The organism is Staphylococcus sp. HMSC14C01 (assembly GCF_001808085.1).
Taxonomy (GTDB): domain Bacteria; phylum Bacillota; class Bacilli; order Staphylococcales; family Staphylococcaceae; genus Staphylococcus; species Staphylococcus hominis.
Map to the genome: position 1 here is coordinate 18,877 of NZ_KV792009.1, position 11,848 is coordinate 30,724.

Genomic DNA, 11,848 nt, shown 5'->3' on the forward strand with positions numbered 1-11,848 from the left:
TTGTCGCTTTTATTGTTTCTATTGAATTATTTCAACTGTTTTTCAATTTCATCTGCTACCTGTTGAACATGTGTACCAATAATTACTTGTGTTGAATGGTGGCCATTTTTCGTCACCCCAACAGCTCCAGCATTTCTAATTTTTTGTTCATCAATAATCGTATTATCTTTTAGTTCTAAGCGAAGTCGTGTAGCACAATTTGTTAAACTATCAATATTAGATTTTCCACCTAAACCTTCTAATATTTGTGTAGCTGGTTGATGATATTTTCCACTTTTTGATTTATCTGTAGTCGTCGTTTCTTCTACTACCGGATCAGCTAGTAAGTTATCACCACGTCCTATTGTATTTAAATTCAATACTTTAATCATAATTCTAAAAATAACATAATATAAAATAAAGAATACAATACCTTGAACTAATAGCATTAAAGGGTGATTAGCGATTGGATTAATTAGCGATAAAACATAATCAATTAATCCTGCACTAAATGAGAATCCCGCGGTCCAATGAAATAGAGATGCAATAAGTAATGAAAGTCCTGTTAATAAGGCATGTATGATAAAAAGTACAGGTGCAACAAACATAAATGCAAATTCAATTGGCTCTGTAACGCCTACTACAAATGCTGAAATAGCACTTGCTAAAAACCATCCCCATACTTGCTTTTGTTGCTTTGTCTCAGCACTGTGATACATTGCAAGTGCTGCTGCTGGTATACCAAACATCATAATTGGGAAGAAACCTGCTTGATAACGTCCTGTTATACCTTTTACTGCATCTACACCTGTTTGGAATTTACCAATATCATTAATTCCTGCTGTATCGAACCAAAATACTGCATTCAATGCATGATGTAAACCAGTAGGAATAAGTAATCGATTAAAGACACCATATAAAAATGCCCCGAATGAACCAAAACCTACTAACCATTCTCCAAATGCAACAATGCCTGAAAAGACCATAGGCCAAATAAATAATAGTATAACTGCTAATATGGTACTAAAAAATACAGTCATAATAGGTACTAATCGTTTACCACTAAAAAATGACAAGGCCATAGGTAATTCAACTTCACTAAATTTATTAAAAGAATATGCTGCAATTAACCCGATAATAATACCAAGAAATACATTAGAATTATCCATTTTTGTAAAGCCTAAGTTAACTGCTTTTTCTTTTATATTAAATAACGTAGCCACATTTTCTGGATTTAATACTTTCGTTACCATAGCATATCCTAACGCACCTGCCAAAGCAACCGCCCCATCGTTCTTTTTAGCCATACCAATAGCTACACCGATAGCAAAAATTAATCCTAATTGTCCTAAAATAGCTGTTCCTACAATTGAAAAGAACATGGCTACTGTGGGAAGAACATGAAGTGCGTTTAGTAAGTTACCTATCCCGGTTATGATTGCTCCTGCTGGTAAAACAGCTACAGGGAGCATTAACGATCTTCCGAGATTTTGAAAGAATTTAAACATCTTTTATCCTCCTTTATTTATTAAAAATTATATTTTTTATGTATTTAGTCCAATATATAATCTACCATATTTGTAAGCGGTTACGCTATATGTTTATTTTATATAAATAGACAATGTGATGACAATATAAAAAAGATACGCTCTAACCAATAAAGATTAAAACGTATATATATATATTTAATAAGATATTATAAGTGATTTTTATTATTGATTGAGATAATTAACTGGTATTTTACTTCAAATCCTTTTTTTATTAAATAATCTTTCCACATTGACTAAATAAAAATGATTAAAGTCAAAATAACAAGAACAATACATTAGATAATATATGGTACTAACGGAAAATAGATTTCTTAAAACTTGTCATTTTCACTCATGGTACTCCTATCATCCATTTATCAATTATTTATAAAAAAAGAAGATTCTCTATTTAGAAAATCTTCTGATGAATAATGCTATCAATATCTATTAAAGACGTGCTTGAATAAGATGAAGTTCATGTTGTAACTGTGCTGTACGTCTTTCTATTTCTTTAGTTAGAAAATCAATTTTTTCGTTACGCTTTAAATCTTTAGGTATGTCAGACTGATAAATAGGTTTACCAAATTTAATCATCGCTTGACCAGTGACTAAACCATGTAACTTCGTTGGTCCAACATAAGCAGCTGGTAAGATTGGTGCTTTACCTAGCATAGCAATCGTTGCAGCTCCACGTTTTAAAGGCGCGCCTTCAACTGAAGTTCTATGACCTGTTGGGAAGATACCTACTGTTTTATGATCTTTCAATAATTTAACAGGTTGCTTTAACGTACTAGGTCCCGGATTTTCTCGATCTACTGGAAAAGCATTTAAAGATCTTAAAAATTTGCCACCCCATTTATTACTAAATAATTCTTTTTTAGCCATATAATGAATTTCATTTGGAATTAAAGCTAATCCTAATAAAATTACTTCATTATAACTTTCATGGGTACAAGTCACAACATATTTACTATCTTTAGGAATGTTCTCTTTACCTACAATATGTAATGAACGTGCCATTTTTACGATTATTAATTCTAAAAATTTACTAATAAATTTATACATTTTGTCACCTACTTCTAAGTTTCTACACTTAGTCGATTTTATCATTAACTTATCACGTGAACAAGATTTTAAAAGATACATCTTAAGTCTGATAGCTATTTACTAGAAATATTTAAATATTTTCTTCATAATTGAGATAATGGTTAAAATAAATACGGAGGTTTCATATGACAGAATATAATCAATATTTTCAATCCAGTGATTATCAACATTCACGTCCACCTAAACCGAAATTTCCATGGTTTAGAATTATTATTATTGCTCTAATCGCTGGTATCATAGGAGCATTAATTGTTTTAGGAGTTAATCGACTTATGAATGGAGATGATTCAAATAGTGGTGGATCTCAAGTCCAACAGGCTACAAATGATAAAGGTGGCAATGTGTTAGACGGTAAAAGTGATAAATATAAATCGGTTAATGCCATGATCAAAGATGTCTCTCCTGCTATTGTAGGTGTCATCAATATGCAAAAGGTAACAAGTTTTGACGATTTATTACAAGGTAAATCAACTAAAGCACAAGAAGCTGGTATCGGTTCTGGTGTTATTTATCAAATTAACAACAATTCTTCTTACATCGTCACTAATAATCATGTTATTGATGGTGCATCACAAATTAAAGTACAATTACATAATGGTAAACAAGTAGAAGCAAAGCTTGTAGGTACAGATGCAGTTTCAGATATTGCAGTTTTAAAAATTGATTCTCAAAAAGGAATTAAAGCAATGAAATTCGCAAATTCTTCTAAAGTTCAAACTGGCGATAGTGTTTTCGCAATGGGTAACCCACTTGGCTTAGAATTTGCTAACTCAGTAACATCAGGTATTATTTCTGCAAATGAACGTACAATTGAATCTAATACCACTTCTGGTGGAACTAAAGTGAATGTGCTACAAACAGATGCAGCAATTAATCCTGGTAACTCTGGAGGTGCATTAGTAGATGTTAATGGTAATTTAGTAGGTATTAATTCAATGAAAATTGCTGCTGACCAAGTTGAAGGTATTGGTTTTGCAATCCCAAGTAATGAAGTAAGAGTTACAATTGAACAACTCGTTAAACATGGTAAAGTAGAACGTCCTTCAATTGGAATAGGGTTACTTAACTTAAGTGATATTCCAGATTCTTATAAAAAAGAATTAAAAACTGATCGTGATACTGGTGTGTATGTAGCAAAAGTTAGCCACTCTAGTGAATTAAAAGTTGGCGATATCATTACTAAAGTAGATAGTAAAAAAGTAGATGATGATACCGATCTAAGAACGTACTTATATCAAAATAAAAAGCCAGGTGAAACCGTGAAGTTGACTGTTATACGTGATGGTAAAACTAAAGACGTATCAGTCACTCTTAAAAATCAAAAAGCAATATCTTCGCAATCATATAATTCTGAAGATAATAATAGTCAATTTATTCGATAATAAATAACGAGGTTAATCCAAAATAATGGATTAACCTCGTTTTCAATATATTCTTCTCAGATAAGATTATTTATAATTTACCATGAAGTATTTTTTCTTACCACGGCGAATAATTGTAAATTCATTATCAAATTTATCTTCATCAGTTAAGTTGTAATCAACAGACTGTTCTCTTTCACCATTAATATAAATTGCTCCATTGTTTACATCTTCTCTTGCTTGTCGTTTTGAGGAAGCAATTCCAGATTCAATTAAAACATCAATAATGTTAGTTGTTGCTTTAGAAACTTCAACTTGAGGTACTTCTTTAAACCCTGCTTTGATATCTTTAATTGATAAAGATTTTAAATCACCTTTAAATAATGCTTCTGAAATTCTAATTGCATCATCAAGTGCTTCTTTACCATGAATAAATTCTGTTACATTTTCAGCAAGTGCTTTTTGAGCTTCTCGTAAATGTGGTGCTTCATCTCTAGATTGTTCAAGGCGATTAATATCTTCTTTACTTAAGAATGTAAAGTATTTTAAGAATTTAATAACATCTTCATCCGATTGATTAATCCAGAATTGATAAAATTCATACGGTGTTGTTTTTTCAGCATCTAACCAAACAGCTCCAGATTCTGATTTCCCAAACTTTTTACCATCAGACTTTGTCACTAATGGAATAGTTAAACCATAAGCTTCTGTTTGACCATACATACGTCGCATTAACTCAATACCACTTGTAATATTACCCCATTGATCAGAACCACCAACTTGAATTTTACAATTAAGTTCACGATTTAAGTGGCCAAAGTCAATTGCTTGTAAAATAGTATAGGTAAATTCTGTATATGAAATTCCATTTTCTAATCGTGATTGAATTGAATCTTTACCTAGCATATAATTGACACCTACATGTTTACCATAATCACGTAGGAAACTTATTAGTGAAATTTGACTTAACCAGTCTCTATTATTAACGAGTACGGCTCCTTTATCTGTGCCAAATTCAAATAGTTTATGCATTTGAGCGCTTAAGCCTTCAACATTTTTTGCTACTTGATCTTCAGTTTGTAATACACGTTCTTCAGATTTACCAGATGGGTCTCCAATCATACCAGTGCCTCCACCAATAAGTACTATTGGACGATGACCATGTTCTTGGAATCGACGTAATGTCATAAATGGTAAAAGATGACCAATATGTAAACTATCAGCAGTTGGATCTGCACCACAATACAACGTTACTTGTTCTTTATTTAATAAATCTTCAATACCTTGTTCATCAGTTTGTTGATAAATTAAACCTCTCCATTGTAATTCTTCTAGTAATGCATTTGACATAGTTATATCCTCCTATAAAATTTATTTTTATTAAATAAAAAAGCACCCTCACAACAATGTAAGGGCGCTTATGCACGTTACCACCATACTTAACAATTCAAATAGAATTGTTTACTCTATTAATGATACGCTCATTAATAAACGTTGAATAAATAAGTATGAGGTGTATTCATATATAAACACATGTTAGTTCACAGCATCCACTAACTCTCTGTTAAGTTAATTTATATATTACTTCTCCTCTTATTCAATACATATTGAATTGATAATAATTATAAAAAAACCTCTTCTAAAAGTCAAATATGCTAGATATGATATACTGTATTTAAATTTTAGGAGGACTACCATGAAATTATTATTTAAAGAGGTTCAATTTAAAACGTTTGAAAAAAATTATAAATTTATAAAACATATTATGGTAGGCCTTTTGAGTATTGTAGTTTTAGGTTCTATACTTATTGTTCTTGGTACTGCCACTTATTTTCATCATCTCACTCAAGAAGCTTCAAATATAAGTGATACTGAATTAAAACATCGCGTACTACACTTTTCAGGTGATGAGATTTTGAATCACGATAAAAATATTTTAACTGAGTATGATCATTCTCAAAACTCTCTCATCGTAGGTCCAAAACATGTAAATTCAAACGTAATTAAAGCATTAATATCTTCTGAAGACACATTATTTTTTAAACATGATGGAATTTTACCAAAAGCGTTAATAAGAGCAATGATACAAGATGTTTTAAGTTTAAATTCTCGTTCTGGCGGAAGTACAATTACACAACAATTAATAAAGAATCAAGTCTTATCAAATGAAAAAACATATAGTCGTAAGGCAAATGAAATTATATTAGCGATGCGTCTTGAAAAAATATTATCTAAAAATGAAATTATTTATACATATTTAAATATTGTACCGTTTGGACGCGATTATAATGGTGCAAATATAACTGGAATTGCGTCTGCTTCCTATAGTTTATTTAACGTTCCCCCCTCCAAGTTAAATGTTGCACAATCTGCTTATCTTGTTGGCTTATTGCAAAGCCCTTATACGTATACACCGTATGAAGATAATGGTGATTTGAAGTCTTATAACGAAGTTAAAATTAGTATTGACCGTCAGTATTATGTATTAAAACGAATGCTAGTGGAAGGGGTAATCAGTAAAAAGACATATCAACAGGCAAAACAATATACTATTTATGATCATTTATTAACTAAGCCTCAATGAATCAATCAATATCTTATATCGCACATATATTAATTTAAATGATTTATGAGTATTGAATTTAAGAACCTTTTAAAATAAATATATGATAGTAATAACACAAAATATCGATATATGATTTAAATTACCTGAAATTCGTTTTTTACTTGGTTTTGCCGCTAAATCGCTTGTTTTTTCACATGCAGTTTTACCAACAAAATGATGAAATTTGTTGGTAAAACAAAAAAACGTCTGAGACAGTAAATGTCTCAAACGCTTTTTCTTTAATCTAAATTAGAATAATCCTACTGCATGACCTTCATCAGTGACATCCATGTTTAATGCCGCTGGTTTTTTAGGTAATCCCGGCATTGTCATAATTGCCCCTGTTAATGCAACAATAAATCCAGCGCCTGTTTTAGCTTCTAATTCTCTGATAGTTATATCAAAATCAGTTGGTGCACCTAAAGCGGTTGCATCATCACTAAATGAGTATTGTGTTTTAGCCATACAGATTGGATATTTGCCCCATCCATTGTCGGTAAATTCTTTTAATTGTTTTTTTGCTTTTTTACTGAACGTTACTGAAGAACCACCATAGATTTCTTTTACAATTGTTTCAATTTTTTCTTCTAATGATTGATCTAAATCATACAAGAATTTAAATTCTTGTGGTTGATCGATGACTTCAAGAACTTGATTAGCAAGATCAACGCCACCTTTACCGCCTTTTTCCCATACTTCTGTTAAGGCAATTCGTACATTATTTTCTTTAGCCCAAGCTTTAACTGCCTCAGTTTCGTCTTCAGTATCATGTACAAACGCATTTAAAGCAACCACAGGTTCTACTCCAAATTTTCTAATATTATTAACATGACGCTCTAAATTAACAATACCAGCTTTAACTGCTTCAACATTTTCTTCTTTTAGATTATCTTTACCAACGCCTCCATGCATTTTTAATGCACGAACAGTAGCTACTAGGACAACTGCAGAAGGTTCAAAGCCCGCTTCACGTGCTTTGATGTCTATAAATTTTTCAGCGCCTAAATCTGAACCAAATCCTGCTTCTGTAACAACAATATCTGCTAAATCACGTGCAGTTTCAGTTGCTAAAATCGAGTTACAACCATGAGCTATATTAGCAAATGGTCCACCATGTACAAGTGCTGGTGTTCCTTCAATAGTTTGTACTAAATTAGGTTTAATTGCATCTTTAAGTATCATTGCAAGAGCGCCTTCAACTTTTAAGTCTGCAACAGTAATTGGTTTACGCTCACGAGTATAACCAACTGTAATACGACTGATTTTTTCTTTTAAATCATTAATATTACGAGCTAAACATAAAATCGCCATTATTTCAGATGCTACAGTGATATTGAAACCATCTTCACGTGGAACACCGTTAGTTGGTCCACCTAACCCAACAATGACATTACGTAATGCACGATCATTCATATCAAGTACACGTTTCCATTCAACACGACGTACATCAATTGCTAAATCATTACCTTGATGAATGTGATTGTCTATAAATGCTGATAATGCATTATTCGCTGTTGTAATTGCATGGAAATCGCCGTTAAAGTGTAAATTAATATCTTCCATAGGTAAAACCTGCGCATATCCCCCACCAGTGGCGCCACCTTTAATTCCGAAAGTTGGCCCTAAAGCAGGTTCACGTAAAGCAACCATTACATTTTTATTTAACTCATTAAAAGCATCAGCTAAGCCTACTGTTACAGTTGATTTACCTTCACCAGCTGGTGTAGGGCTCATTGCAGTTACTAAGACAACTTTACCTTTTTCTTCTTTTGATTGAACTTGATTAATATCAATTTTAGCTTTGTAGTGTCCATATTGCTCTAAAGCATGTTCAGGTATTCCTGCTTTTTTTGCAATGTCTCCAATTGGTTTTAATTCTGATTGATTAGCAATATCTAAATCTGATAAATGTGCCAAATTATTTCAACCCCTTGTTTAAAATAAATTTTATGTAATAAGATATTTAGAAATAACTACCAAATCATCTTACTACTTTATAATAACTAACAAACAAATATATGTCGAATACTTGATAGCGTTTACAAAAATATTTAATTTCCTTAAAAATAAATTTAGTAATATTAAAAGGTTTACATAATTATATTATAGTAACTTATATATTAAAAAAGGATAAAATTATTCATTTTATCCTTTTTTCTACATTACTTTATTTAGTAGTATTTCGATATTCAATTCTATGTGGCAAAACTACATTAGGTTCTGCAATGTCTTCTTCATTCATAAATTTAGTAAGAAGACGCATACCTACTGCTCCGATGTCATACAATGGTTGAATGACACTAGATAGTTTAGGTCTAACCATTTCTACCAAACGCGTATTATTAAAACTAACGATTTGTAGTTCTTCTGGAACTTTTATTCCAGCATCAAGAGCACTATGCAAAATACCAATTGCTTGTTCATCACTAATAGATAATATAGCATCAGGTAAATTATTTTTTAATTTTTCAAAAACATTCACTCCGTCTTTATAGCTTTCTGAACCTGATAATTCTATAGTGTTATTTAACTTTAATTGATGTTTGTTTAAAGCATCTTTCAAACCACTTAGTACATCTTCTTGAGCCTTTTTAGAATAATCTCCACTTACAAGTACAAAATCTTTTGCGCCTGTTTTAATAAGTTGTTCTGTAACTTCTCTGGCAGCTTTAGCAAAATCGATATTAACAGATGCGATATTGTCATCTTTACCATTTGTGCCAGATACTACAACTGGAACTGAAGAATGATTAATTAAATCTTTGATTTCATCAGAAATTGTACCACCTAAAAAGATAATGCCATCTACTTGTTTACTTAACAAATTATTAAAAATTTCTTTTTCTTTTTCTGAATCATTATCTGAATTAGAAATGATAGAGTGATACTTATACATTGTTGCAATATCTTCAATACCTCTAGCAAGTTGAGAATAATAAATATTAGAGATATCTGGTATAATAACGCCTACTGTAGTTGTACGTTTACTAGCTAGTCCTCTTGCAACAGCATTTGGTCTATAATTTAATCTTTGAATAACATCATTTACTTTTTTACGTGTTTCTGGTTTTACGTTTTGATTGCCATTAACTACTCGTGATACAGTTGCCATAGATACACGAGCTTCTCTAGCTACATCATATATAGTTACCGTCATAATTTCCTCCTTGTAAGCGTTTCATTTATTATTATAACGTGTTTTCATTTCATTTTCAAAGTTTATCATAAATTGGTTATGTGTCAAATATATAAGACTTATATTCACAATTGTGTCAAATTTTAGTTAATAGATTTAATAAAATCAAAATAAAACTATTCGTTTTAACTAAAAAAGAACAATATAGAAGTTAAATATAAAACTTTCTATATTGCCCTATATTTTAGTAAAATGAATAGCTAGTAAATTAAAGTATGATGTTTTATTTAAGTTGTTTAGAATTGTACATGTCAGCTAATGGCTTTAATTCATTATAAAATTTATCAAATTCATTTAAATCCATTTGTTGACCACTATCACTTAAAGCTACTGATGGATCTGGATGTACTTCTGCCATTACTCCGTCTGCACCCACTGCAAGTGCTGCTTTTGCAGTCGGTAACATAATATCCTTACGTCCTGTACTATGTGTAACATCTACCATTACTGGTAAGTGAGTACCTTGTTTTAAGATAGGTACGGCAGAAATATCAAGTGTATTACGAGTAGCTTTTTCATAAGTACGAATACCACGTTCACATAGAATAATATTTTTATTACCTTGAGAAGCAATGTATTCAGCTGCAAATGTAAATTCCTCAATAGTAGCTGATAAACCACGTTTTAATAAGATTGGCTTATTTGTACGTCCAGCTTCTTTAAGTAATTCAAAATTTTGCATATTTCTTGCACCAATTTGGAAGACATCTAAGTATTCATCAGCAATTTCGAAATCAGCTGGATTTACAATTTCACTAACAACATTAAGATTGAATTTATCTTTAACATTTTTCAATATTTTAAGCCCTTCAATTCCTAATCCTTGGAAATCGTATGGTGATGTTCTTGGTTTAAATGCACCGCCTCTAATGAATTTCTCACCTTTGGCTTGTAAATCACGAGCTACTGCATCAACTTGTTCTTGAGATTCAACAGAACATGGACCAAATACAAATGATTTATTTCCATCACCAATAACTCCACCGTTATCAAATTTTACAATTGTATCTTCCGGTTTTAATTTTCTTGAAACATATAAGTGTTTTTCATTTTCTGATTTTTGTAAATCAGTAGACGCTTTAAAGATTTCTTTAAACAATTGTTTAATTACATTATCATTAAATGGTCCGTTATTACGATCCATTAATTCATTAATCATTTCTTTTTCTCGTTGAGGGTCATAAACTTTAGTACCTTGCTTAATTTTTTCTTCTCCTATTTTTTGGGCTAATTCCCCTCTTTTTGATAATAAGTCTAGAATTTGATTATTAATTGAAATTATCTCTTCCCTATATTGTTCTAACTTTGTAGACATTCATACTCACCTCAATAAATTTTACTATACTGAATTATATTACTTTAAAGCGGTAAAATAATTGTATTTAGATAGTATTCTAACAATTACATTAAAAATATTCAACTATAAATCAAATAAATTTTCTGATATTTCTGAATTATTAAAATTAATATAATTAATAATACTATATAAAGAATTAAAAGAGCAATGTAAAATATTACACTGCTCTTTTAAAAAGATTAATCATTAAATGTACGTTTTTCTATTTTACTATTTGCTTTTTCAGCTCTTTGTTGTTGCTTTGGCGTTTTGTTTTTATTTTGATTTTTGCGATTCTGATTTTTGCGATTCTGATTTTTACGTTTTTGATTATGGTTTTTATTTTTTTGAGTTGAATTTGATTGAGATGGTTGATGTTGGTGAGTAATAACTCCTTTTTCAAATTTAGCATCATGGTGATTTTGTTTATTTTTTGTTATTTCTTCATCTTCATTAAATGACTTATGATTTTTAGTTATCAAATTAGGCACTTTATCATATTTAGAGGATGTTATTGGTGCCTCCTCAAATAATTTTCGAGTATTACTTGCTACATCTTTATTATCTTTTAACTTAGTTTGCTTAGTTCTAGCTGCCGATGCAATTTTAGAAGCTTGTGACTCATTTTCGCTGTTTTGAGTTTGATGACTTCTTGCTGGATTAGATAATTGATTTATTGCTGATTCATTTTGAATTGCACGATGTTGTGCTGCAAGTGCATCTGTTTCTTCTTGT

General features: G+C 30.7%; 9 protein-coding genes. 2 read left to right on the forward strand and 7 right to left on the reverse strand.

The window, feature by feature from the left end; translation table 11 throughout:
• Positions 1-26: 26 nt before the first annotated feature.
• Both nagE and HMPREF3131_RS00215 read right to left on the reverse strand, forming a co-directional pair.
• Positions 27-1,487, reverse strand: a complete 1,461-nt coding sequence (gene nagE / locus HMPREF3131_RS00210) for an N-acetylglucosamine-specific PTS transporter subunit IIBC (protein ID WP_017176103.1) — start codon at positions 1,485-1,487, stop codon at positions 27-29.
• 468 nt (positions 1,488-1,955) lie between these two features.
• Positions 1,956-2,573, reverse strand: coding sequence for a lysophospholipid acyltransferase family protein (locus HMPREF3131_RS00215; RefSeq protein WP_017176102.1), 618 nt, complete (start codon positions 2,571-2,573; stop codon positions 1,956-1,958).
• 167 nt (positions 2,574-2,740) lie between these two features.
• On the opposite strand from HMPREF3131_RS00215, the gene HMPREF3131_RS00220 reads away from it, so the two are divergent.
• Positions 2,741-3,997: a S1C family serine protease gene (locus tag HMPREF3131_RS00220; RefSeq protein ID WP_049415032.1), complete on the forward strand. Its 1,257-nt coding sequence runs from the start codon at positions 2,741-2,743 to the stop codon at positions 3,995-3,997.
• Between the two features lie 66 nt (positions 3,998-4,063).
• On the opposite strand, the gene tyrS is transcribed toward HMPREF3131_RS00220, so the two are convergent.
• Positions 4,064-5,326: a tyrosine--tRNA ligase gene (tyrS, locus tag HMPREF3131_RS00225; RefSeq protein WP_002487995.1), complete on the reverse strand. Its 1,263-nt coding sequence runs from the start codon at positions 5,324-5,326 to the stop codon at positions 4,064-4,066.
• A gap of 346 nt (positions 5,327-5,672) precedes the next feature.
• Between tyrS and HMPREF3131_RS00230 the strand changes: the two genes are divergently transcribed.
• The gene (locus HMPREF3131_RS00230) at positions 5,673-6,560 is read left to right on the forward strand and encodes a transglycosylase domain-containing protein (protein ID WP_061544503.1); all 888 of its coding nucleotides are present in this window, start codon (positions 5,673-5,675) and stop codon (positions 6,558-6,560) included.
• Positions 6,561-6,830: 270 nt separating this feature from the next.
• On the opposite strand, the gene HMPREF3131_RS00235 is transcribed toward HMPREF3131_RS00230, so the two are convergent.
• The 4 genes from HMPREF3131_RS00235 to HMPREF3131_RS11425 form a co-directional block, all read right to left on the reverse strand.
• A complete protein-coding gene (locus tag HMPREF3131_RS00235) occupies positions 6,831-8,498 on the reverse strand; it encodes a formate--tetrahydrofolate ligase (RefSeq protein ID WP_019835462.1) in 1,668 nt (555 codons plus the stop codon).
• A gap of 250 nt (positions 8,499-8,748) precedes the next feature.
• Positions 8,749-9,738 carry a catabolite control protein A gene (gene ccpA, locus HMPREF3131_RS00240; protein ID WP_017176097.1) on the reverse strand — a complete coding sequence of 330 codons (990 nt, stop codon included), beginning with the start codon at positions 9,736-9,738 and terminating at the stop codon, positions 8,749-8,751.
• 262 nt (positions 9,739-10,000) lie between these two features.
• Positions 10,001-11,092, reverse strand: coding sequence for a bifunctional 3-deoxy-7-phosphoheptulonate synthase/chorismate mutase (locus HMPREF3131_RS00245; protein WP_049379592.1), 1,092 nt, complete (start codon positions 11,090-11,092; stop codon positions 10,001-10,003).
• A 221-nt stretch (positions 11,093-11,313) separates the two neighbouring features.
• Positions 11,314-11,848: hypothetical protein (locus tag HMPREF3131_RS11425; RefSeq protein WP_256262185.1), on the reverse strand; the 535-nt coding region annotated here is incomplete at its 5' end.

Coding starts and splice junctions, on each gene's coding strand:
- nagE (WP_017176103.1), bottom strand. CDS start 1,487: ATGTTTAAATTCTTTCAAAATCTCGGAAGATCGTTAATGCTCCCTGTA.
- HMPREF3131_RS00215 (WP_017176102.1), bottom strand. CDS start 2,573: ATGTATAAATTTATTAGTAAATTTTTAGAATTAATAATCGTAAAAATG.
- HMPREF3131_RS00220 (WP_049415032.1), top strand. CDS start 2,741: ATGACAGAATATAATCAATATTTTCAATCCAGTGATTATCAACATTCA.
- tyrS (WP_002487995.1), bottom strand. CDS start 5,326: ATGTCAAATGCATTACTAGAAGAATTACAATGGAGAGGTTTAATTTAT.
- HMPREF3131_RS00230 (WP_061544503.1), top strand. CDS start 5,673: ATGAAATTATTATTTAAAGAGGTTCAATTTAAAACGTTTGAAAAAAAT.
- ccpA (WP_017176097.1), bottom strand. CDS start 9,738: ATGACGGTAACTATATATGATGTAGCTAGAGAAGCTCGTGTATCTATG.
- HMPREF3131_RS00245 (WP_049379592.1), bottom strand. CDS start 11,092: ATGTCTACAAAGTTAGAACAATATAGGGAAGAGATAATTTCAATTAAT.